The organism is Mycobacterium sp. NPDC050853 (assembly GCF_040653875.1).
Taxonomy (GTDB): domain Bacteria; phylum Actinomycetota; class Actinomycetes; order Mycobacteriales; family Mycobacteriaceae; genus Mycobacterium.
This window is the reverse complement of the sequence record NZ_JBFAGW010000001.1, coordinates 1,480,056-1,502,840: the sequence shown is the minus strand read 5'-3', so window position 1 is coordinate 1,502,840 and position 22,785 is coordinate 1,480,056. Positions and strand designations below refer to the sequence as shown.

The window sequence follows — 22,785 nt, the reverse complement described above, 5'->3', positions numbered from 1 at the left end:
ACCGGCGGTTGGGTGCGTCGGGTGGCAAGTCGGGGGTCATATGTTCAATAGCAGCGCCATAGCCACTGTGCTCGTAGTGGCCGGTGTCGCCGTGGTGGCGGTCGTGGGATTGTCGGTTTACAGGTACCGGCGGCGTATTGCCGATAAGAAACTCGCTGAGGAACTTGCACAGTTCGCAGCAGCTCAAGGCTGGAACTACGGCAACACATCCGATCCGCTTTTGGCAAAACTCTCCTCCAGCCCCCCCTTCGGCCTGGGAGATAACCGCAGGGTCAAGGGCGTGTACCGCGGCAAGATCGGCGCTTGCGATTTCGTGTCGTTCGGGTACGCCTACGAAATAAGCCGGGACACCGGCACATTCGACATGACGACAACGTACGACTACATGGTTACGTACATCGCGACGCCGGCATCTGACTATCGGCTGGAGATTACGTCTGGCAAAACACTTTTGGATGCACTGGGTGCCAATGACTTTCATCTTGAATCCGTCGAATTCAACCAGCGCTTCCGTATCGAATGCGAGCCGGAACGATTCGCTTACGATGTGCTGAATCCGCTGACCATGCAGCGGATGCTGGCCGACCCGCGATCCGCGTGGCCGCTGCGGTTTGAGCACTCCAAGCTGATGACCTGGCAGTACGGCGAACTTGATGCGCGGCGCATCCCAGGTGCTGTTCAGTATCTGATCGACACCCTCGAACCGGTCCCCACGTACGCCTGGCAACAACATGAGGAGAAAGAATGAGCGCAGTGCTGATAGTGATCATCATCGTCGTGGCGGTTGTGGCCCTGATAATCGGACTATGGCTCTTGACGACGTACAACGGCTTCGTCAGGATCCGCAATCTGGTGCAGGAGGCGTGGAAGCAGATTGACGTCGAGCTACAACGGCGGCATGACCTCATCCCTAATCTCGTCGAAACAGCCAGCGCTGCAGCACAGTTCGAACGTGACACACTGCAACAGGTGACGGCGGCGCGCAACCTCGCTCGCGAAGTCTCCGCGACGCATCAGGGCGTCGCTGCCCAGGCGCAGGCCGAGCAGCAGCTTTCCGGGGCATTGGGGAAGTTCTTCGCTATCGCAGAGAGCTACCCACAACTGCAGTCGGTTCAGAACTTCGTCGGGCTGCAGACCGAGCTGGCCAACACAGAAGACCGTATCGCCGCAGGACGGCGTTTCTATAACGGCAATGTGCGCGCACTGAATACCAAGGTGCAAACGGTGCCGTCTAACTTTGTCGCGGGATGGTTCGGTTTCACCGCAGCCGAGTACTTCGAGCTCGAGGACCCAGAGGCACGGAAGGTGCCCAATATCCGGGGAGCCTTCGACCGGCTGAATCCGCCTCCGCAGCAGTAGATGAGCGTGCTGCTGGGCCTGCTGAGCATCGGCGCGGTCGGCGTCTGTTTCGGCGGACTGGCGATGCTGGGCGTGTGGATGTTCAAGACAGCTCAGCGGAACCGCCAACGGCGCTCGGCCTGGCTGTGGTCCTTCGCATCCGGTCGCGGCTGGAGTTTCGTTGAGTCGGAACCCGGTCTGGTGCGGCTCTCCGTGTGCGCACCATTTGGTGTGGGACACAGTCGATCTGCGACCGACGTGATCCGGGGAGTGCTCGACGAGGTGCCGTTCGTGTCGTTCACCTACATCTATCGCACGGGCAACTCATCGGACAACACCGAGGCGACCCACTCCACCATGGTGACCTGCGTACGGACCCCGCCGTCGGCGAACATGCTGCTGGTCACACCGGAAGGCGTGCTGTCGGGTCTGAGGGACACGATGGGGCTCGGAGACCTCAAGCTGGAATCGGAGGACTTCAATCGGCGTTTTCACGTCCGCACCAACAACGCCCGCTTCGCCTATGACGTACTGAGCCCCAGCGCGATGCACCGCATGCTTACCGATCGACGGTTCCAGCTGCCGATGCGGTTCGAGAACTCCAACCTGTTCACCTGGCGGTGGGAGGCGCTCAAGCCGGAATGGGTGGAGCCACATGCTCGGTATCTGATCGACATTCTCCGTGAGGTGCCGGGGTACACCTGGGACCGGCGATGAGTTTCGGCGGCGCGGATTGTCGGTACTGGTGAACGGTGGAAATACCGCCGCCCAGTCGCTAGGAGACTCGATGTCCCGCATGCTGTTCGTCAACATCCCCGTCGCCAATGCCGCCGCAACCCGCAAGTTCTTCGATCACTTGGGCTTCTCCTTCAACGATCAGTTCTGTGACGAGAACACCCTCTGCATGGTGATCAACGATCAGACCTGGGTGATGATGCTGGAGGAGGGCAGGTTCCGCGGATTCATTGCCGACGATATCGCCGATACGTCGAAGAATCGTGAAGTGCTGCTGTGTGTTTCGGCTGACAGTCGGGAGGGTGTCGACGAACTGGCAGACGCGGCGTTGGCCGCCGGCGGGGTGGATTGGATGCCGGCGGAGGAGCTCGGGTTTATGTACGGACGGTCGTTCCGCGATCTCGACGGCCATGTGTGGGGTGTCAACTGGATGGATCCGGCGCACCTGCAGTAGTGCGCAGGATCTGTGACGCCTTACGTAGAGTCGCTCTCTAGGGTGACAACACCCGCTCTACGTAAGGCGCACATGACACACAGGATTATCGGGATTCCCGCCGCCTTGGCGGCGCTCGTGGTCGGCGGTGGTATCGCCGCGGCACCCGCGTATGCGACCGATACCTTCACCCCCGGATCGCCCAACGGGATAGACAGCTACTTCCCGCAGGACGGCAACGGCGGATATCGGGTCACCCAGTACGACCTGACTCTCCGCGTCGACCCGGAAACCACCGATCTGAACGGCACCATGGTGATCCGCGCCGCTGCTACCCAGAATCTGTCGAGCTTCAATCTCGACTTCTCGGATCTGGGCACCGTCACGGCGACCGTGGACGGACGCGCGGCCACCATCGAGTTCGGCGGTGAGCATGAAATGACCGTCACCCCGGACAAGGGCATCCGCGCCGGAAGTTCCTTCACCACCACGATCACCTACGCATTCAACGAGCAGCAGGAGGCGCAGGAGCGTGGGTTGGGCGCGCTGCCCGGTTGGGTGCGCAGCACCAGTGGCGGGTATGCCAAGGGCGGTGAGCCCGATGGTGCCGAGAGCTGGTACCCGTCGAACAACACCCCGGTGAACAAGGCCCCGTTCAAACTCACGGCGACGGTTCCGTCCTCCTGGGTTGCGGTGGGCGGCGGCCGGGAAGGCAAGGCCAGCGAGTCGAACGGCTGGACGACCACCACCTGGAACGAGCCGAACCCGGTTGCCATGTATCTGGTTCCTTTCGCCGTGGATCATTTCTCGGTGTTCCGCTCTACCCTGCCCAGCGGAACTCCCGTGGTGAGCGCGTTTGCGCCCGACGCGGGTTCCGGGAGCGCCGAGGCGCGGCTGCCCGAGGTGCTGAGCTTCCTGGAATCCAAACTCGGCAAGTACCCCCACGTGGCCGCCGGCGGTATCTTCGCCGACCCGATCCGCGAGGACATCGCGTTCAGCGCCTTGGAAACTCAGACCCGTCCGTATTACACGTTCAGCCGGGATGTCGAGGAGGACAAGCGGCTTTCGGTGGTGGTGCACGAGAACACCCACGAGTGGTACGGCGATGTGGTGTCGGTCGAACAGTGGCGCGATATCTGCCTCAACGAGTGCTTCGCTTCTTATCTGCCGTGGATGTGGTCGGAGGAGAAGGACGGCAAGTCCATCGACAAGCACTACCGCGACACCGTCGAGAAGATCTGGGACGAAGACAAAGTGTGGGGAAACCTGCTCTACGACATGTGCCCGGGTGGCGCCGAATGCAGCGCCGAAGAGGTCTTCAATCCGCTGGGTGTGTACGGGAAGGGGCCGTTAGCGCTCCATGCGCTGCGACGCACCATCGGGGACAAGGCGTTCCTGGAGATCTTGCGGTCCTGGCCGACTGCGCATAAGTGGGGCAACGCGACCTGGCCGCAATTCGAGGCGTACGTGCAGAAGGTCACCGGCAAGGATCTGTCCGGTTTCTTCACCGCCTGGTTCCACAGTACGACCCGCCCGGCTGACCAGTACCTGTTCCCGGGGAGCCTCGCACAGCGGTAGTCAGTCGGTGAGTTCTGAGGGCAGACCGAACTTCTCGAACAGCGAGATATCGAAGAAGCACACCACGTGGGCCACGCCGTCCTGCGTGACGTCCAGGACGTGCATCTGGAAGGGGCGGTGCACCCCGTCGCCCTCACGCATGTAGAGGCCGATCGCAGGCTGACCGTTGGCGGACGTCTCGACGAGACGCATATCGCCGGCGTGCTCGGCGGGGCACTGCTCCTTGATGAGCGTGGCGATGCTCTGCCCGCCCTGGTACCAACCGGTGAACGGTGGCATTTCCCAAATGGCTTCGGTGGTAAACATTTTCGCTATGGCGTCGACGTCGTATCGCTCGAACGCGTTGATGTACTGCCGTAGCTGCTCCCGCAGCATCGGATCCTCGGGCTCCAGCAGGGTTTCCTCCTGCGGTGACACCTCCTGCAGCTGTGCGCGGGCGCGTTGCAGCAGACTGTTCACCGCGGCGGTGGTGGAGCCGATGGCCTCGGCGACCTCCTGAGCCTTCCACTGCAGCACCTCACGCAGCACCAGCACCGCGCGCTGTTTGGCGGGCAGATGCTGCAACGCTGCGACAAACGCCAAACGCACCGATTCCCGTGAACCCACGATGCTGGCGGGGTCGGTGGCATCGTCGGGCAGCGGCTCCAGCCAGGGGATCTCGGTGCGCTCGTCCAAATCGTCGAGCGGGTCGGCACTGGGGGCTCCCAATCCGGTCGGCAGCGGCCGACGCTGCTTGCCCTCCAGCGCCGTCAGACAGGTATTGGTGGCGATCCGGTACAGCCAGGTGCGTACCGACGACTTGCCCTCGAAGCGGTCGTAAGCCTTCCAGCCGCGCAGGTAGGTCTCCTGCACCAGGTCTTCGGCATCGTGGATGGACCCCGTCATCCGATAGCAGTGGGCCAGTATCTCGCGCCGATATTGTTCGGTGTGCGAAAGAAATTCATCCTCGATGGCTTGTGCCGTCACGGGCGCGAGGATAGTCGCCCCCACCGACACATGTCAGGTTGTTACTGGGTGTATGTGCACGGGCAGCTCGTCATCCCAAGGTTGGCGGTTCACCATGTCGGAGACCCGTACGTAGCCGCTTTCGAACTCACCGGTGGCAGCGTCCACTAGCCGGTATTGCTGAGTCTGTCGATGGATGGGTTGGGCGTCGAGTAGCACGATGCGCACCTCGCCCGGTTCGAACTGGCAGCGTTCCTGCATCGCGGCGATCAGCTGCTCGTTGTGCATGTGTCCGTCGCCGAAGTTCCAGCCGATAGCGGTGCTGCAGATGCGTTCGCCATCGGTGATGACGTATTCATCTTCGTTCTGCCCGGCCATGGCCCGGTGCGCGAGGGTGAACATGGCGCGCCCATGTGTGTTCATCGCGCGGAATGCGTAGCCGATGTACATGAGCAGCGGCGCTTGTTCGGTGCCGTAGTACCGCTCCATCTGTGCCTGCGGCATGCTCGCGATCGCGACGATGTTCTTGTCGATCTTCTCGCTGGCGGACGGCTTGATGCACCACAGTGTGGTGTCCCAGTTCCCCGCGTAGTACCTCATGCCGGGCAGGAAGGAGATCTTGCGAGGCAACAGGTTTCCGGCAACGACAACTCCGGCGCTCACGGCGAACAAGAGCAGCACGGGCACCGGGTGCTCCATGTTGTGCAGGCCGACGTTCGTATGCGCGACGAAAAGCGACAGCACACCGAAGATCATGAACACATTCCATTCCAACGGCACACCCATCGGGATGGCGGTGAGGATGCCCAGGTGGAAGCACACCATGGCGATAGCCGCGATAGTGGTGACCCACCCGCCATGGCTGAAGAACAGCGCGATGGGCACCAGCATCTCGATGGCGGTGCTCAGATGTGCGACGAGCCGAGACAGTGTTCCTGGGCGTAGGTCGTCCGGGAAGTCCTCGAAGAACGCCCGCTTGAGCCGCTTGGCGCGGATGAGCGGGTTATTGGACATCATCGTTGAGATGACAAAAGGAAAGTGGTGGTTGAGCTTTGACGTCGCCGCCCCCATCCAGATGACGACGAAGATGAGTTTGGCGGCGACGATCATGTCGGCCCCGGCGAAGAGGAACGTCACGGTAAGGGCCCCGTACACCTCGCCGCGGGCGGCCAGGAAGATCACCTTGTCGCGCAGGCCGGCGACGGCCAGCAGCCCGAGGATGGTGGCGATCTGCCAGGTGGGTAGCAGCCCCGTCTCCGTGGGGCCGGACAGCAGTGCGTAGAGCGTCGTCACCAGAAGGGTCGCATAGAGCGCGATATCGACAGGGGTCCTGGCGGTGCCCTTGGTGAGCGGGACGCGGGGCCAAGGTGGCAGCCGAATAGTGTTGGGGCGCAACCAGTACAAGATCGAACCCAGGGGTGGGAAGAACCTGTTGTTGAGCGGCCCGAAGCCGCAGCCGAGGCCGACGACCTCGAACAGCATGGTGTAGAGCACAACCTTCTGGAAGACGATGGGTTCGGACCAGTCGGAGGTGCCTGTGGCCACCATGGCGAACAACCAGCCGCCCAGGATGTACAGGCCGATTTTCAGCACATAGAACAGGTGCAGGGCGACCGGTGTCCCGAAGCCCACCTCGGCCCAGTGTCGGGCCATCGGACGGATCTTCTCGGCGCGGGTGCCCTTGCTCCATTCGACGATATCGACGACGGGCAGCGTGGGCTTGAGGAATCCCATGCGCTCACACTAGAACGTGTTCTAGGTCCGGCGGGCAGGAGCGGAGCGATTAGGGGATTGGCAGATTGATGGTCGGTACTCGCCTGCTCCGAGGTTCCGTAGAGTTTCCGGGGTGAGCGGATCTCGGGTGCAGCGCGTCTTCGACGGCGCCGATAACGTGCGAATCGTCTACGACACCTGGACGCCGACGGTGTCACCGCGAGCGGTGGTCGTGCTCTCCCACGGATTCGGCGAACACGCGCGCCGGTACGACCACGTCGCGCAGCGGTTCAATGAGGCCGGATACCTGGTGTACGCCTTGGATCACCGAGGCCACGGCCGTTCCGGTGGCAAGCGCGTATACCTGAGGGATATCTCGGAGTACACCGACGACTTCGGCACCCTGGTGGACATCGCGGCACGTGAGTACCCGGATCTGAAGCGAATCGTGCTGGGACACAGCATGGGCGGTGGGATCGTCTTCGCATACGGCGTGGACCACCAGGACCGCTACGACCTGATGGTGCTCTCCGGGCCGGCGATCGCCGCGCAGGTGGGGTTGCCGTATGTGCTGACGTTGGTGGCCCCGGTGGTGGGGCGCCTGATGCCCGGGCTGCCGGTCCAGCAGCTCGACGCCAACGGGATCTCCCATGACCCGGCGGTCATCGCCGCGTACAACGCCGACCCGTTGGTGCATCACGGCCGGGTGCCCGCGGGTATCGGCCGAGCGCTGCTGGGCGTGGGGAAGACGATGCGGCAGCGCGCCGCGGGACTGAAGCGTCCGGTGCTGACGATGCACGGCGGGGACGACCGCCTGACGGCGCCCGAAGGCAGCTTGTGGCTCGCCGAATCGGCACCCGATGCGACGTTGAAGATCTGGAAGGGCCTGTACCACGAGATTTTCAACGAGTTCGAAAAGGAACTGGTGCTCGACGAAGTGGTGGGCTGGATCGACGCCCGTCTCTGACCCCGCCCTCTGACGCCGACACGCCGCGTCGTGGCGGTTTCGTATTGCATATGTTCGCCATAAGACGGCGTGTCGGTGGCCGGTTGTGGCCATCGAAACACAACCGGAACGACTTGACAACCAAGGTTGTCAGAAATGTGGGGGATGCGGGGGTGCCGCGGCATGTCCCTGCGCTCGCCTAACCTGGCCTTCGTGACAGAGGACAAGCAGCTCTCGCGGATCGCCGCTCTGCTCCGTCAGGCCGAGGGCACCGACAACGCCCACGAGGCCGAGGCCTTCATGGCGGCGGCGCAGCGACTAGCCACCGCGACCTCGATCGACTTGGCGGTCGCTCGTGCGCACTCGGCGAAACGAGACGCCCAGGCGCGGCCCATTCAGCGCACCATCACCATTGGCGAGGCGGGCACCCGTGGCCTGCGGACCTACGTCAACCTGTTCGCATTGATCGCCGGCGCCAACGACGTCACGTGCGATGTAGCGTCCAACTCGACCTACGTGTACGCCTACGGCTTCGCCGAGGACATCGATGCCGTCCACGCCCTCTACGCCAGCCTGGTCGTTCAGATGGTCAGGGCCTCCGACGCCTACATCAGCTCCGGGGCGCACCGCCCGACCCCGACCATCACGGCCCGCCTCAACTTCCAGCTGGCCTTCGGGACGCGGGTGGGACAGCGGCTGACCGATGCGCGGCAGGAGGCGCGCGCCGAGGCTGTCAAAACCGAGAGGCGTGGTACGGGAACCGAACTGGTGTTGCGTGACAAGGACATCGAGTTGCGCGACTTCTACAAGGACACCTCCGTGGCGCGCGGGCGGTGGCGCGCGGTGAATGCTTCTGCAGGGTATTCCTCGCATGCTCGACGGGCGGGTGACCGTGCGGGCCGGCGGGCACGGCTCGGTGCCAGCTCCGAATTGGCTGGTGCCCGTGGCGCATTGGAGCAGACCTGAGCGACCGTCCGCGCGACACCCAGCGCGCCAAGGTGTACGCCGCCGAGGAGTTTGTCCGCGCCATCTTCGAGCGGGCCGCGAGCCACAGTCGGCGCGATATCGACTTCTTCGGGGCCAACCTGACGCTTCCGCCCGAGGCCCGGTTCGCGTCGGTCGAGTCGGTCCAGCGGTATGTCGACGATGTGCTGGCTCTCGTTGGGAGCAGATGGTCCGCTGGACCGATCACGGTGCGTGCCCGCCGCGGGGCCGCCGCTGCCCACTACGAACGCGACGGAGACCGGGCGGCCATCGCCGTTCCCGACGATCGCAACGGAAGTGTCTGGGCCATGCGTGAACTGGTGATCCTGCACGAGTTGGCGCATCACCTGTGCCCGCAGGACGTTCCGGCGCACGGGCACGAGTTCGTCGCCCTCTATCCCGAGCTGGCGGGGCTGGCGATGGGGCCGGAGGTGGAGTTCATCCTGCGCACCGTCTACGCCCGCGAGGGAGTGCGCTAGCGCACGACAGCGATGGCCAGCCCGTCCCAGCCCTTAACGCCGACTGTCTGCAGCGCGGTGGCATCCAGACGTGGATCAGAACCCAGCCGCTCCAGTGCCTGGCGAGTGCCCTCGGCGTTCGGACCCTCCTCGGATATCCAGCGAATCACGTTGTCCACCACAATCACTGCCCCGGGCTCTGTTAGTCGCAGCGCCCAATCGAGGTAGCTGGGATTGTTGGACTTGTCGGCGTCGATGAACACCAGATCGAAGGGTCCCTCGACCGAGGGAAGTGAATCGAGCGCCGGGCCCACCAAGATCTCCACACGTTCGGCGAGCGCGGCGCGCTCCAGGCTGGACTGAGCGACGGCGGCATGCTTGGGATCGAACTCGAGGGTCACCACTGCACCCTCGGACCCGACCGCCTTGGCGAGCCATGCGGTGCTGTAGCCGCCGAGCGTCCCGATCTCCAGCACGCGGCGGGCCTTGGCGATCGTCGCCAGCAGGTACAGGAATTTGCCCTGCGCGGCCGATACCGCGATATCCGGCAGGCCGCCCTCCTCCTGTGCCTGCCGAATGTGATTCAGCTCGGCGGCGTCGGTAGCGACGGTGCGCTCCAGGTAGTCGTCGGTATCGGTCCACACTGATTGGGAGAGAGTCACTTCCGCGAGGGTACGCCCGATTCCTGAATTTTGAGTTATGCACGCGAACGTCGTGGTATTAACACGTAGCCCGTTCTCGTTGCGGCCAAAAAGGAGCCGGTAATGGCACTTGTCGACTATCGCGACATCTTGGGAAAAGTCATCGTGGGGGTCAGTGTCCCCGCAGTACTCGGCCTAGGCGCGTTAATGGCCAGCCGCTGGGGAAACGCGGTGGCCTACTCTGCCGGCTCCCAGCACATGGCCTTTCTCAACACTTGCCTGTCGATCTTCTTCGTTATCTGTGGAGCGACGGCACTTGTGCTCTTCACGCGAATCGCGTACCGGTACCTCGCCGATTCCACTGGCTCCGCCACATTTGATCCGTGGGATCTGATCCTGCTGGCCATCGGATTGTCACTGCTCGTCGGCGGAATCATGTACTTCATCGACATCTTCACCTACCTGCCGCCACGCCCGCGCACACCAACCCCCACACCCTTCAATTTCCCGCGAATTAGTCCCACGCGGATATTCACCCCGACGACCACCATCAGGTGGCCGTCGTAAATCCTCAGCCCCGCAGCGCGGAGATGAAGATCCGCGGGACTTTCAGCAGGCTGGGCTTACCGGCGAAGTCGACCAGCAGTTGGCCGGTGCTCGCCGCGGTGGCATTGCTCACGAACCACGGCGGCTTCGGGGACAGTGCCCATTCACCGTGCAGCACCGACCGCGGGAACGGCCGGAACGGTCCGCGAACCACGGTGCGTTCCGGCTTCTCGACCAGGAAGCCGTTGTGCACCACGCCGATTCCGCTCTGCACATCGTTCAGGGCATGGCCGGGGAATGCGCCCCAGGTGGCGGAGGGGGTCAGGTAACCCACGCCAGTCCAGGCGTTGATGGCGACGGTGCCGTACCGCAGGTCCTCGACCAGGGTGTCGAAATTCGATCCGAGCTGCTCAATGGTGTCGGGGTGCGCGAGGATGTTCACCCCGAGGGTTCCGACGAATTCCTCGTTGGCAACACGTGCGGCCTCCAGCAGGTACTCCGACCCGTCGGAGCTCAGTTCGATGACACCGAGCACCGGCCCGAAATACTCGGTGCGCAGCAGTGCAGTCCGATCCTCGGGATCGACGACCAAGACCCGCGCACCGTTCTGCCCGAGCCGTTCGGCACTGGGATAGGACTGTTGTGCACCTGCCACTCGGTCATCCGAACCGGGGTAGTAGGCGGGACGGGGCGGTGCCTCGTCGACGGCCTTGCGCAGCGCGGCAAGGAATTCCTCGCGCTGCGGCCACGCCCTGGAGAGCACCACGACCTGCGAGGCGATGCAGTTGTACCCGTTGTTGTGCAACCGCTGGGTGGCGACGTGGCGGGCCTGGAACTCGATATCGGAGGAGCTCCATTCGCCGGGCACCACGATTGTTGGCGAAACGCCGCCGAGCTCGCTGGTGATCGCCTTGTCCAGGACCGGTTGATTGGCGGCCTTGCGCTGCGCGCCCTCATCGCCGGTGCCGAACACAATGGCGTCGTGGGTGACCGAGCTGCCGGTCATGTGGACGTGATCCACCAGCTGGTGATGCACCAGGTACGTGCCGACGTCGGCGCCGCCGGTGAGGATCCGCACCGCGCCGATCTCGATGAAGGGCTGAAGTACGGCGGTGAACACCGGTAGCAGCGGGTCGGTGATGGGATTCAGCTTCAGCGCCACCACGCGATTGTTGGCGAACAGCTCGTAAAGGGTGTCCAGCGGTGCGATCGAGGTGATGTTGCCCGCGCCGAGCACCGCGCCCACCCCGTGGGTTTGGCTGGGATCGTGTTGTGCCAGGCCCGCGGTACGCAGCGCCTCGGCCTGGTCCACGCCGGGCTGCAACCACAGCTCGGCGCTGAATCCGGACAGCAGCAGGCTGTCGAAGATATTGAGCGGCAATACCGAAACCGTGGTGCGTCCACCGGGGGTGACCCCGAACTTGGCGTCACGCAACGGGCTCTGACCGGCCTGCAGATTCTCGAGGCTTGCGATGAGGGCGGCGATGGCCCCCGCGACGGCGTACGGGCCCGAGATCCATTCCTCGCCGACTAGTGGGGAGTCCGGGTCGAGCTTCTTGATCTGGAACGCCGCGGCCTGCACCCACTGCTCGGCGTTGTCGATCACGCGCTGGCGGGCATCTGCCAGTAGTCGCAACCGTTTTTCCAGAGAGGTTTCGGCCCAAGCCTTTTCGCCATCGACCAAGTCTTGCAATGCCTGGTCTACCGGGGATTCGATCTGCACGTCGGTCATATTTGTCTGCTCACGCTCTTGTCGAATTCGAGGAGTGCGTCATGGTCGTTTGACGGTACGGGGTGGGGCCTGGGCTTCCTCCCGGTTCGTCAGGATCGAGCGTACTGCGCACAGGTACGTGGCGTACCAGTGCGCAAATGGTACGCGATGTACCACTTGATTGGCTAGGGTGAGATCCGTGCAGCCAGAGGTGCGGGACGGGGTAGTGAGCAGATGGAGCGGCCAGCGTGAGCGCCGCCGCGTCGAGTTCGTCGACGCCGCTCTCGCCGCCATCGCGGAACACGGCCCGCAGACGTCTACCGAGCAGATCGCGGTGTATGTCGGAGTCACCCGGACCAAGCTGTACCGGCATTTCACCTGTGCCGCGGACCTCCAACGCGCGATCGCGCAGCGCGCCAGCGAGATGATGATTGCCGAGCTCGCACCGGTCTGGCAGCCGCACGGCTCGATGGGGCAGATCATTGAGGCCGGTGTCGGCGCGCACGTGCGCTTCCTCGTTGGGCACCGCAACCTGTACCGCTATCTGGCTCGCTGCTCGCTGGCCGAAGATTCCGACGCCCACGACGCCATCACCGATATCAAGTTCTCGATCGGCACGCAGCTGGGTCAGGTCTTCGGGGTATACGTGGGCGCATTCGGGGTCGAGGCCGATACGGAACTTTCGGCGATGAGCATCGTCGGGATGGTCGAGACCGCCGCGGGGCATTGGCTGGACAACCCGGGCGGCACCTCACAGGAACGCTTGATCGACGATCTGGTCCGCTGGATCTGGCTGCTGATCGATGACACCCTGCGGTCCGGTGGCGTGTACCTCGCCAGAGAGGAACCCCTGTCGGAGCCCGAGGAAATCGCTCGGACCGTGGAGCAATACCGCGATCCGGGGCGAATCGCTCCGGCCTAGCCGCAGACCGCGCCGACGGCGGCCGACTGCACCAGCTTGACGTACTTGGCCAGCACCCCGGTCTTGTACCGCGGCGGGAGCGGCTCGAATCCCTCACGGCGCTTGGCAAGTTCGGCCTCGTTGACGAGTAGGTCGAGATTTCCGTTGGCAACGTCGAGCCGGATCCGGTCGCCGTCCTTGACGAATGCGATGGGTCCGCCGTCCACGGCCTCTGGTGCGATATGTCCGACGCACAGACCGGTGGTGCCGCCGGAGAAGCGTCCGTCGGTCATCAGCAGCACGTCCTTGCCTAGCCCGGCGCCCTTGATGGCGCCGGTGATGGCCAGCATCTCGCGCATACCGGGGCCGCCCTTGGGGCCCTCATAGCGGATGACGACGACGTCGCCATGGGTAATGGTGCCGTCCTCCAGCGCATCGAGCGCTGCCCGTTCCCGCTCGAAAACCCGTGCGGTGCCCTCGAACACATCGGAATCGAAGCCCGCCGACTTGACCACGGCGCCCTCCGGTGCCAGCGAGCCGTGCAGGATGGTGATGCCGCCCGTCGGGTGGATCGGGTTGTTCATCGCGCGCAGCACCTTGCCATCCGGGTCCGGTGGCGCGATGTGCGCGAGATTCTCGGCCATGGTCTGACCCGTGACCGTGAGGCAATCACCGTGCAGCAGGCCGGCATCCAGCAGTGCCTTCATGACCACCGGGACGCCACCGATCTCGTCGACATCCTTCATCACGTGGCGGCCAAAGGGTTTCACATCGGCCAGGTGCGGCACCTTCTTGCCGACGCGGGTGAAATCGTCGAGGGTCAGCTCGACCTCTGCTTCCTTGGCGATGGCCAACAAATGCAACACCGCGTTGGTGGAACCGCCGAACGCCATCACCACGGCGATGGCGTTCTCGAAGGCCTCCTTGGTGAGGATGTCGCGCGCAGTGATGCCTCGCCGCAGCATCTCCACGACAGCGTGGCCGCTGCGGCGAGCGTACTCTTCACGGCGCTTGTCGATTGCGACCGGAGATGCGCTGCCCGGCAATGACATTCCCAGAGCCTCGGCCGCACTGGCCATGGTGTTGGCGGTGTACATACCGCCGCAGGCGCCCTCACCCGGACAGATGGCGCGTTCGATGATGTCGACGTCCGCGCGCGACATCAGACCGCGGGCGCAGGCGCCGACAGCCTCGAAGGCGTCGATGATGGTGACTTCCTTTTCGGTGCCGTCGGTGAGCTTGGCCTTACCCGGCATGATCGAACCGTTGTAGAAGAACACCGAGGCCAGGTCCAAACGTGCTGCGGCCATGAGCATTCCGGGGATCGACTTATCGCATCCGGCCAGCAGCACGGACCCGTCCAGTCGCTCTGCCTGCATCACGGTCTCGACGCTGTCGGCGATCACCTCACGGGACACCAGTGAAAAGTGCATACCCTCATGGCCCATCGAGATGCCGTCGGACACCGAGATTGTGCCGAACTCCAGCGGATAGCCCCCGGCCTCGTGTACACCCTCTTTGACCGACTTCGCGAGCCGCTGCAGCGACATGTTGCAGGGGGTGATCTCGTTCCACGACGAGCCGACGCCGATCTGCGGCTTGGCCCAGTCGTCGTCTCCCATGCCTACCGCGCGCAGCATCCCACGGGCGGCGGTCTTCTCCAGGCCGTCGGTGACGTCACGGCTTCTGGGCTTGATATCGGGCTGCTGCGGGGCTGACATGGGGTTAAGTATCCCTCGCCGGTGCAAGCGCGATTTCTCGGCCGCCGACACGCCGCCTCCTGGCGGAAACGTGCGTTACGAAACCGCCGCAAAACGGCGTGTCGACAGCAATGATGGCGGGTATGCCATTAATGCCGGTCAGTGACTCGATGTTCCTCATCGGGGAAACGCGGGAGCACCCATTCCACGTCGGCAGTCTGCAGCTGTTCAAACCGCCCCCCGATGTCGGCCCCGATTACGCCGAGGTGTTCTACGAACAGCTGATGTCCACCACCGAGGTGTCATCGGATTTCCGCAAACGGCCCGGCCAACCGCTGGCGATCATGGGCAACCTCACCTGGATCATCGACGATGAGATCGACTGGGAGTACCACGTGCGCCGCGAGGCGCTGCCAAGCCCGGCCCGCGTGCGCGAACTGCTGACGGTCACCTCCCGCTGGCACAGCTCCCCGCTCGACAGGCACCGGCCCTTGTGGGAAATGCATGTGGTGGAAGGGCTTTCGGACGGACGCTTGGCCGTCTACACCAAGATGCACCATGCGGTGATCGATGGCGTCGGTGCCTTGCGGATGATGATGCGCTCGCTGACCGATGATCCCGACGCGCGCGACTGCCAGGCCGTGTGGGCCCCGGCGAAACGGCGCGCCAAGAGCAGCATCGTTAGCACCACCAATACCTCGGCGCTGGATCTCGTCAGAGGAGCGGCCGGTGCGATGAAACAGGTCGTCTCGATTCCACCCGGCCTGCTCAAGTACGGACGGCACGCGCTGTCCGACCCCCAGCTGGTCAGGCCGCTGTCGGCACCGCACACGATGCTGAACGTCTCGATCGGGGGAGCGCGACGATTCGCGGCGCAAACCTGGTCGATGACGCGGATCAAGGAGGTCGGTAAGGCGCTGGGCGGCACGGTCAACGATGTGGTGCTGGCCATGTGTGCGGGTGCGCTGCGTACCTACTTGGAGGAGCAGAACGCGCTACCCGATAAGCCGCTGATCGCCATGTGCCCGGTGTCGATCCGGGCGGAGGGTGACCAGAACTCGGGGAACTCGATCACCGCGCTGCTGGCCAATCTGGCGACCGACAAGCCCGATCCGCTGGAGCGGTTCAGTGCGATCCGGGACTCGGTGCAGGCCGCCAAGTCGGTGCTCTCGGAAATGACGCCCATGCAGCGGATGCTGGTCGGCGCCCTCAACGGCGCCCCCGCACTGAGCAGTGCCGTCCCGGGTTTGGTGGACCGGACCACACCTGCGTTCAACGTGATCATTTCCAATGTCCCCGGCCCGCGCACCGATATGTTCTGGAACGGGTTCGAGATGGACGGGTGTTACCCGGCATCCATCCCGATCGACGGAGTGGCGTTGAATATCACCTGCACCAGCAGCGGCTCTTCGATGCATTTCGGGTTGACCGGATGCCGCACGAGTGTGCCGCATCTGCAGCGCATCCTCACTCATCTCGAGGAAGCGCTGACGCAGCTGGAAGAGTCCGTCATCTGAGGGCTAGTACCCTCAAGGGGTATGCAAGATCTGAACCTTGTACCCTACGGGGGTATCTGGGTTACGATGGTCGCATGCGAAACCGAACTCGGACGGCCATCATCGCCGGCGTCGCCGCTGCGGCGCTGGTTCTGTCAGCGTGTAGCTCGGATAAAAAGGGCGACGAAACGAAATCCGAGCACTCGGGCCATTCCGGGATGTCCACAACCCTGGACACCAACACCGCATCGGCTCCGGCCTCGGACCACAACGATGCCGACGTGACCTTCGCCCAGCAGATGATCATGCATCACCAGCAGGCCGTCGAGTTGGCCGCGTTCACGGAGGGGCGGACCGCCAACCCCGCGATCCTGGAGCTCGCGAAGAACATCGAGACGGCGCAACAGCCCGAGATCGACACCTTCACCGAATGGCTCAAGAACTGGGGCAAGCCCGTAATGCCCGAGGGGCACGACCCGGCGGGGCATATGCCTGGCATGGTGGACACGCCAGTTTTGGACCGGATGAAGACCCTCAACGGTGAGGCCTTCGACCAGCTGTGGCTGCAGTCGATGATCGCCCATCACCAGGGCGCGGTCGCCATGTCGAATGCGGAACTCTCCGGGGGCCAGTACCCTGCAGCAAAGCAGCTGGCGCAACAGATCATCGATAATCAGCAGCCCGAGATCGATACGATGCAAGGCCTCCTCAAGGGATAATGGACATGACCACCAAGACTTCGACCGGACACGGTTACTCGCTGAAAAAGGATGACTACGCCAAGCGTCTCTTGCGTATCGAGGGACAGGTGCGCGGTATCGCAAAGATGATCGACGATGACAAGTACTGCATCGACGTGCTGACCCAGATCAGCGCCGCACAGAGTGCGCTGCGGTCGGTTGCGCTGGGGCTGCTCGACGAGCATCTCGGTCATTGTGTCTCCAACGCCGTTGCCTCCGGCGGCGCCGATGCCGAGGAGAAGCTGGCCGAGGCCTCCGCGGCGATCGCCCGGTTGGTGCGCAGCTAGATCAGGGTGGGGCGCGAGCCCATCCCTCCGCTCGCGCTTAGGAGTTGAGCGCGGCAACCACCATCTGCCGTAACACTGCTCGCGTCTGCGCAGGTGCCGATCGACCGGCGCTGTAGGGCGTTGAGTTCATCAGACCGAAGGCGGCATGTGCCTTGATCCGCGCATCCGATTCATCGAGGTCGTGATCGGTCCGGCAGAGCACCTGGACCCAGACCTCCACGTAGCGGCGCTGGTATTGACGTACCTGACGACGTGCGTTCTCCGGTAGCGAGTCGAGGTCGCGGTCCTGTACCCGGATCAGATCGCTCTCGTTGAGTGCGAAGTCGAGATGGAAGTCAATGAGCCGGGACAGGCTCTCGTGTGCGGTCTCGGCGGTCTCAGCTTCGTTGGTTCCCCCCTCGAGGAGCCGGCGGCTGACATCGGCCAGCAGATCCACCAGCAGAGCCTCTTTGTTGGGGAAGTGTCGGTAGATCGCCGGACCGCTGATCCCGACTGCGGAGCCGAGATCCTCCAGGCGCACCCGCGCATATCCCCGCATGGCCACCAAGCGGGCCGCGGCTGCCAGCAGTTGATCTCGCCGATCAGCCTTGGCGCGTTCGCGTTTGTTCGGGGTTTCCGACTCGGGTACCAGGTTGGTCATCAAACCTTCTCAGTGGCTCGATCTAGACAAATCAGTTAACGGAGATTACCTTAGACCAAGTTAATCCTGATTAACTGAAATTTAAACTTCGGAGCTGAGTATGACTCTCGTAGGTGAGCAGAACAGGGCCGAGCATGCCCGTTTGGTCACGGAGTTGCGTGAGCGGCTCGCACGCGCGGCGCTCGGCGGTAACGAACAGTCCCGGCAGCGGCATGTGGACCGGGGCAAGCTCCTGCCACGCGATCGCGTTGGCGCCCTGCTCGATCCGGGCAGCCCGTTTCTGGAGTTATCGGCGCTTGCGGCCAATGGCATGTACGAGGACGAGGCTCCCGGCGCCAGCATCATTGCCGGTATCGGTCGGGTCTCGGGACGCGAGTGTGTAATCGCCGCCAATGACGCGACCGTCAAGGGCGGCACCTACTACCCGATGACGGTGAAGAAGCATCTACGCGCCCAGGAAGTCGCGCTGCAGAACCGGCTGCCCTGTATCTACCTGGTGGACTCAGGTGGTGCGTTCCTGCCGATGCAGGACGAGGTGTTCCCGGACCGCGAGCACTTCGGCCGGATCTTCTACAACCAGGCCACCATGAGCGCCAAGGGAATTCCTCAGATCGCCGCGGTGCTGGGTAGTTGCACCGCGGGCGGTGCGTACGTGCCGGCGATGAGCGACGAGGCCGTCATTGTGCGCAAGCAAGGCACGATCTTCCTCGGTGGTCCGCCGTTGGTGAAGGCTGCGACGGGTGAGGTGGTGACGGCCGAGGAGCTCGGCGGTGGCGACCTGCATTCCCGTACCTCGGGTGTGACCGATCACCTGGCCACCGACGATAACGACGCTCTACAGACTGTGCGCCGGATTATCTCCACCTTGGCGCCCAAGGCAGAGTCGCCGTGGCCGGTTGTCGAAACGATTGCCCCGGAACGTGATCCGCGCACGCTGTATGACGTGGTGCCCACCGATCCGCGTATCCCGTACGACGTTCACGAGGTGATCGTCCGATTGGTGGACGGCGGCACGTTCACCGAGTTCAAGGCGGAGTACGGAAAATCCGTGGTGACCGGTATTGCGAGGTTGCACGGGCACCCTGTCGGCATCATCGCGAACAATGGTGTGCTTTTCGCCGAAAGTGCCATGAAGGCAGCACATTTCATCGAGATCTGTGATCAGCGACGGATACCGCTGGTGTTCCTGCAGAATATCTCCGGCTTCATGGTGGGCCGTGATTACGAGGCCGCCGGTATCGCCAAACACGGGGCAAAGATGGTCACCGCCGTTGCGTGCGCGCGGGTGCCGAAGCTGACTGTGGTGATTGGCGGCTCCTACGGAGCCGGCAACTACTCGATGTGCGGTCGGGCCTATGCGCCACGGTTCCTGTGGATGTGGCCGAACGCACGTATCTCGGTGATGGGTGGGGAGCAGGCCGCCTCGGTCCTCGCCACTGTGCGCGCCGATCAGCGTGCGGGCTCAGGACAAGAGCTCACCGAGGCCGAACAGGAAGCCTTCAAGGCGCCCATCCGCGAACAGTATGAACGCCAAGGTAATCCGTACTACTCCACCGCGCGCCTCTGGGATGACGGGATTATCGATCCCGCCGACACCCGCACGGTGCTGGGGCTGGCGCTAGGAGTCTGCGCCAATGCACCCCTTGAACCGGTTTCCTACGGCATCTTCAGGATGTGACGTGATGACAGTGCGCAGTGTCCTAATCGCGAACCGCGGCGAGATCGCGGTCCGCATCGCGTCAACCCTGCATGCCATGGGAATTCGCTCCATCGCGGTCTATACGGACGGGGACACCGATCACCTCGCTGCCTGCGATACCGCGGTGCGCCTCGGCGCCGATTCCTCGAGCTATCTCGATATCGATTCGATCATCAGTGCCGCCAAGCAGGCGGGGGCCGAGGCCATCCATCCGGGATACGGGTTTGTCTCGGAGAACGCAGATTTCGTGCGGGCATGCCAGTCGGCGGGGATCATCTTCGTCGGGCCGCCCGCAGAGGCGATGGATGCGATGGGTGACAAGATCCGAGCCAAGGACACAGTGGCCGCCGCCGGTGTCCCGGTGGTGCCCGGCAGTGTCGGCGCGCAATCGGATGCCGAACTGATCGCCACGGCGGAGACGATCGGCACCCCGCTGATCATCAAGCCGTCCGCAGGTGGCGGCGGCAAGGGCATGCGGGTGGTGCACGCCCTGGGCGAGCTGCCCGACGCATTGGTCGCCTCCCGGCGCGAGGCTACCGCGATATTCGGTGACGACACCTTGCTTGTCGAGCGCTATCTCGCTCGACCCAGGCATATCGAGGTTCAGGTGTTCGGTGACACCCACGGCAATATGGTGCACCTGGGCGAACGCGAATGCAGTCTGCAGCGCCGACACCAGAAGGTGATCGAGGAAGCGCCGTCGCCGCTGCTGACGCCCGCAATGCGGGCCGCGATGGGCGAGGCGGCCTGTCAGATTGCCCGTAGCGTCGGCTATTTCGGTGCCGGTACCGTTGAATTCATTGTTGACTCGGATGATCCAGAGTCCTTCTACTTCATGGAGATGAACACCCGGCTCCAGGTCGAACATCCCGTCACCGAGATGGTGACGGGAATCGACTTGGTGCAGTGGCAGATTGGTGTGGCGGCCGGTGAGTGCCTGCCGCTCGCGCAAAATCAGATCAGCTTGACCGGCCACGCGGTCGAGGCGCGGGTGTACGCCGAGGACCCCGCTCGTGAGTTCCTGCCGACCGGTGGGAGCGTTGCGCTTGGCCGTTTTTCGAGCAGTGCTCGTACCGATACGGCATTGGCTACCGGATCTGTTGTGGGCTCTCGATTCGATCCGATGCTGGCCAAGGTCATTGTGCACGCTGCCGACCGCGCGTCTGCGCTGGCCGATGCCAACCAGGCGCTGGCCGACACCCGGATACTTGGCGTGGGCACCAATATTGCCTTCCTGCGCGCCTTGTTGACGAATCCTGTTGTGATAGACGGAGATATCGACACCGCCCTGCTTGACAAGATCGCGGCCGAGTACCACCCGCCCGTCGCGCCACCGTGGGTGTGGGTGGCCGCCGCGGCGCTGTTGGACGGTGCGTCCGCTTCAGACGGTCTTTGGAATGCCAAATCTGGGTGGCGGATTGGCGAACATGCAGCACGTTCGTATCGGCTGCGCATCGGAGAGTCGATCGAGCTGATCCGGCTCTGGGGCGATCCGGTGGCCGGGGTCAGCGTCGGCGACGGCGAGCGGGTTCAGAGCAAGGTGCACAGCACGGCAGGACAGGTGAGCATCGAGTTCGCCGGCCAGCTGTATCGCGCGGATGCCACACGCACAGAGACAGCGGCGTGGATCGCGACCGATGAGGGCACCTGGCACGCGGATATCGCACCTGAACCCCGTCTACGGCATCACGACGGTGAGGACGAGGACGGTGAAATCCGTAGCTCCATGCCGGGAGTCGTGCGTGTCGTGTCGGTGAGCACGGGAACCGTCATAGAGCGCGACGCTCCGGTGGTGGTGGTCGAGGCCATGAAGATGGAACACACCTTGCGCGCACCGCTCGCCGGAACCGTGACCGTTTCGGTGGCCGTCGGCGACCAAGTGGCCGTCGACCAACTCCTCGCCACCATCCACCCGGCTATCGACCCCCAGGAGGGGAGACCATGACGTTCAGCACCGCAGAGCTACCTGACGAGTACGACTCGCTGCGTAAAACCGTTGAGGAATTTGCCAATTCGGTGGTGGCGCCGGTCGCAGCACATCACGATGCGACCAAGACGTTCCCGTATGCGGTGGTGGCACAAATGGGCGAAATGGGGCTGTTCGGTCTGCCGTTCCCCGAGGAGTACGGCGGTATGGGCGGCGACTACTTCGCCCTCTGTCTGACGCTGGAGGAACTGGCCCGGGTGGATCAGAGTGTGGCCATCACCCTTGAGGCCGCGGTCTCGCTTGGCGCCATGCCGATCTATCGATTTGGGAGTGAACAGCAGAAAGAACACTGGCTGCCCGAGCTGGCCTCCGGAAACTCTTTGGCCGCCTTCGGTTTGACCGAGCCCGGTGGTGGTACCGACATCCCGGGATCGATTCGCACGAGGGCCGTCGAAGACGACGGCAGCTGGATTATCAACGGCTCCAAGGCATTCATCACCAACTCAGGGACGGATATCACCGCGGTGGTTGGCGTCGCGGCAGTGACCGGACGCTCCCCGGACGGATCGCCGGAGATCTCCGTAATTCACGTACCCTCCGGCACAACGGGATTCACAGTCGAGCCGAGCTACGACAAGGTCGGATGGCATGCCTCGGACACGCATCCGCTGAGCTTCGACGACGTACGCGTGCCCCACGAAAACCTATTGGGGGAGCGCGGCCGCGGATACGCGGGATTTCTGCGCATCCTCGATGAGGGCCGGATCGCCATCGCGGCGTTGGCAACCGGCGCCGCACAGGGGTGTGTCGACGAAAGCCTGCGGTACGCGCGCAGCCGGCCCGCCTTCGGCAGCGCGATCATCGACTACCAGTCTGTCTCGTTCAAGATCGCCAGGATGCAGGCCCGCGCGCACACCTCGCGACTGGCCTACTACCACGCTGCCGCGCTGCTGCTGGCCGGAAAGCCGTTCAAGACCGAAGCGTCGATCGCCAAACTGATCGCCAGTGAGGCAGCCATGGACAACGCGCGCGATGCCACCCAGATCTTCGGGGGAGCGGGATTCATGAACGAGTCTCCGGTCGCGCGCCAATACCGCGACAGCAAAATCCTGGAGATCGGCGAGGGCACGAGCGAGGTCCAGCTGATGATCATCGCCCGGGCGCTGAGCCGGTAGCCTTGAGTAATACTTAGCTGTATGGGTGACCTGGGGATCCGGTGCGACTCCCCAGGTCGTCGGCTACGAACAGATACCCCTGTGGGGTTATCGATGTGACGTTTTCTAATCAACGGCGATAGTGCCTGGTCAAGGACCATTTTCTTGAGCGGGTGAAACACAGTGTCGCCTGGTTGCGACGAACGCTATGAC

At 63.6% G+C, this 22,785-nt stretch carries 22 protein-coding genes; 16 read left to right on the top strand and 6 right to left on the bottom strand.

What is annotated here, in order from left to right; translation table 11 throughout:
• Positions 1-76: 76 nt before the first annotated feature.
• The 5 genes from AB0H22_RS07400 to AB0H22_RS07380 all read left to right on the top strand — a co-directional run bounded on the left by AB0H22_RS07400 (position 77) and on the right by AB0H22_RS07380 (position 4,084).
• The gene (locus AB0H22_RS07400) at positions 77-748 is read left to right on the top strand and encodes a hypothetical protein (RefSeq protein ID WP_180749322.1); all 672 of its coding nucleotides are present in this window, start codon (positions 77-79) and stop codon (positions 746-748) included.
• The gene (locus tag AB0H22_RS07395) at positions 745-1,359 is read left to right on the top strand and encodes a LemA family protein (RefSeq protein WP_180749321.1); all 615 of its coding nucleotides are present in this window, start codon (positions 745-747) and stop codon (positions 1,357-1,359) included. The genes AB0H22_RS07400 and AB0H22_RS07395 overlap by 4 nt, the downstream gene beginning before the upstream one ends.
• Positions 1,360-2,055 carry a DUF3137 domain-containing protein gene (locus tag AB0H22_RS07390; RefSeq protein ID WP_358145744.1) on the top strand — a complete coding sequence of 232 codons (696 nt, stop codon included), beginning with the start codon at positions 1,360-1,362 and terminating at the stop codon, positions 2,053-2,055.
• A gap of 70 nt (positions 2,056-2,125) precedes the next feature.
• Complete coding sequence (locus AB0H22_RS07385; protein ID WP_358145742.1) at positions 2,126-2,527, top strand: glyoxalase; 402 nt, start codon at positions 2,126-2,128, stop codon at positions 2,525-2,527.
• A gap of 72 nt (positions 2,528-2,599) precedes the next feature.
• Positions 2,600-4,084 carry a M1 family metallopeptidase gene (locus AB0H22_RS07380; protein WP_358145740.1) on the top strand — a complete coding sequence of 495 codons (1,485 nt, stop codon included), beginning with the start codon at positions 2,600-2,602 and terminating at the stop codon, positions 4,082-4,084.
• Here the strand turns inward: AB0H22_RS07380 and AB0H22_RS07375 are convergent, their stop codons facing one another.
• Both AB0H22_RS07375 and AB0H22_RS07370 read right to left on the bottom strand, forming a co-directional pair.
• A complete protein-coding gene (locus AB0H22_RS07375) occupies positions 4,085-5,050 on the bottom strand; it encodes a sigma-70 family RNA polymerase sigma factor (RefSeq protein ID WP_180749317.1) in 966 nt (321 codons plus the stop codon).
• Positions 5,051-5,083: 33 nt separating this feature from the next.
• Positions 5,084-6,763 (bottom strand): DUF3556 domain-containing protein, encoded by a 1,680-nt coding sequence (locus AB0H22_RS07370; protein ID WP_358145738.1) that lies wholly within the window; start codon positions 6,761-6,763, stop codon positions 5,084-5,086.
• Positions 6,764-6,890: 127 nt separating this feature from the next.
• Between AB0H22_RS07370 and AB0H22_RS07365 the strand changes: the two genes are divergently transcribed.
• The 3 genes from AB0H22_RS07365 to AB0H22_RS07355 all read left to right on the top strand — a co-directional run bounded on the left by AB0H22_RS07365 (position 6,891) and on the right by AB0H22_RS07355 (position 9,151).
• Entirely contained in the window at positions 6,891-7,709 is an 819-nt protein-coding gene (locus tag AB0H22_RS07365; RefSeq protein WP_358146144.1) for a lysophospholipase, read from the top strand.
• 192 nt (positions 7,710-7,901) lie between these two features.
• On the top strand, positions 7,902-8,654 hold the full coding sequence (locus AB0H22_RS07360) for a DUF2786 domain-containing protein (RefSeq protein ID WP_180749315.1): 753 nt from the start codon (positions 7,902-7,904) through the stop codon (positions 8,652-8,654).
• Positions 8,651-9,151, top strand: coding sequence for a TIGR04338 family metallohydrolase (locus AB0H22_RS07355; protein WP_358146142.1), 501 nt, complete (start codon positions 8,651-8,653; stop codon positions 9,149-9,151). Before AB0H22_RS07360 ends, AB0H22_RS07355 begins: the two co-directional genes overlap by 4 nt.
• Here the strand turns inward: AB0H22_RS07355 and AB0H22_RS07350 are convergent.
• Positions 9,148-9,792, bottom strand: a complete 645-nt coding sequence (locus AB0H22_RS07350; protein WP_180749314.1) for an O-methyltransferase — start codon at positions 9,790-9,792, stop codon at positions 9,148-9,150. The genes AB0H22_RS07355 and AB0H22_RS07350 overlap by 4 nt on opposite strands.
• A 102-nt stretch (positions 9,793-9,894) precedes the next feature.
• Here AB0H22_RS07350 and AB0H22_RS07345 point away from each other — a divergent pair, with 102 nt between their 5' ends.
• On the top strand, positions 9,895-10,338 hold the full coding sequence (locus AB0H22_RS07345; protein ID WP_180749313.1) for a hypothetical protein: 444 nt from the start codon (positions 9,895-9,897) through the stop codon (positions 10,336-10,338).
• 4 nt (positions 10,339-10,342) lie between these two features.
• Here the strand turns inward: AB0H22_RS07345 and AB0H22_RS07340 are convergent, their stop codons facing one another.
• Positions 10,343-12,049 (bottom strand): aldehyde dehydrogenase family protein, encoded by a 1,707-nt coding sequence (locus AB0H22_RS07340; RefSeq protein WP_358145735.1) that lies wholly within the window; start codon positions 12,047-12,049, stop codon positions 10,343-10,345.
• Between the two features lie 205 nt (positions 12,050-12,254).
• Here AB0H22_RS07340 and AB0H22_RS07335 point away from each other — a divergent pair, with 205 nt between their 5' ends.
• Positions 12,255-12,950 carry a TetR/AcrR family transcriptional regulator gene (locus AB0H22_RS07335; protein ID WP_358145733.1) on the top strand — a complete coding sequence of 232 codons (696 nt, stop codon included), beginning with the start codon at positions 12,255-12,257 and terminating at the stop codon, positions 12,948-12,950.
• Here the strand turns inward: AB0H22_RS07335 and ilvD are convergent.
• A complete protein-coding gene (gene ilvD, locus AB0H22_RS07330; RefSeq protein WP_358145731.1) occupies positions 12,947-14,650 on the bottom strand; it encodes a dihydroxy-acid dehydratase in 1,704 nt (567 codons plus the stop codon). The genes AB0H22_RS07335 and ilvD overlap by 4 nt on opposite strands.
• A 110-nt stretch (positions 14,651-14,760) precedes the next feature.
• On the opposite strand from ilvD, the gene AB0H22_RS07325 reads away from it, so the two are divergent.
• The 3 genes from AB0H22_RS07325 to AB0H22_RS07315 all read left to right on the top strand — a co-directional run bounded on the left by AB0H22_RS07325 (position 14,761) and on the right by AB0H22_RS07315 (position 17,152).
• Complete coding sequence (locus tag AB0H22_RS07325; RefSeq protein WP_180749789.1) at positions 14,761-16,146, top strand: wax ester/triacylglycerol synthase family O-acyltransferase; 1,386 nt, start codon at positions 14,761-14,763, stop codon at positions 16,144-16,146.
• 74 nt (positions 16,147-16,220) lie between these two features.
• On the top strand, positions 16,221-16,844 hold the full coding sequence (locus AB0H22_RS07320) for a DUF305 domain-containing protein (RefSeq protein WP_180749309.1): 624 nt from the start codon (positions 16,221-16,223) through the stop codon (positions 16,842-16,844).
• 5 nt (positions 16,845-16,849) lie between these two features.
• Positions 16,850-17,152 carry a metal-sensitive transcriptional regulator gene (locus AB0H22_RS07315; RefSeq protein WP_180749308.1) on the top strand — a complete coding sequence of 101 codons (303 nt, stop codon included), beginning with the start codon at positions 16,850-16,852 and terminating at the stop codon, positions 17,150-17,152.
• 37 nt (positions 17,153-17,189) lie between these two features.
• On the opposite strand, the gene AB0H22_RS07310 is transcribed toward AB0H22_RS07315, so the two are convergent.
• The gene (locus tag AB0H22_RS07310; protein WP_180749307.1) at positions 17,190-17,792 is read right to left on the bottom strand and encodes a TetR family transcriptional regulator; all 603 of its coding nucleotides are present in this window, start codon (positions 17,790-17,792) and stop codon (positions 17,190-17,192) included.
• A gap of 100 nt (positions 17,793-17,892) precedes the next feature.
• Here AB0H22_RS07310 and AB0H22_RS07305 point away from each other — a divergent pair, with 100 nt between their 5' ends.
• From AB0H22_RS07305 to AB0H22_RS07295, 3 genes are read left to right on the top strand one after another with little or no spacing between them, the layout of a single operon-like run.
• On the top strand, positions 17,893-19,470 hold the full coding sequence (locus AB0H22_RS07305) for a carboxyl transferase domain-containing protein (RefSeq protein ID WP_180749306.1): 1,578 nt from the start codon (positions 17,893-17,895) through the stop codon (positions 19,468-19,470).
• Between the two features lie 4 nt (positions 19,471-19,474).
• Entirely contained in the window at positions 19,475-21,436 is a 1,962-nt protein-coding gene (locus tag AB0H22_RS07300) for a biotin carboxylase N-terminal domain-containing protein (RefSeq protein WP_358145728.1), read from the top strand.
• Entirely contained in the window at positions 21,433-22,593 is a 1,161-nt protein-coding gene (locus AB0H22_RS07295; protein ID WP_180749304.1) for an acyl-CoA dehydrogenase family protein, read from the top strand. Before AB0H22_RS07300 ends, AB0H22_RS07295 begins: the two co-directional genes overlap by 4 nt.
• Positions 22,594-22,785 lie beyond the last annotated feature (192 nt).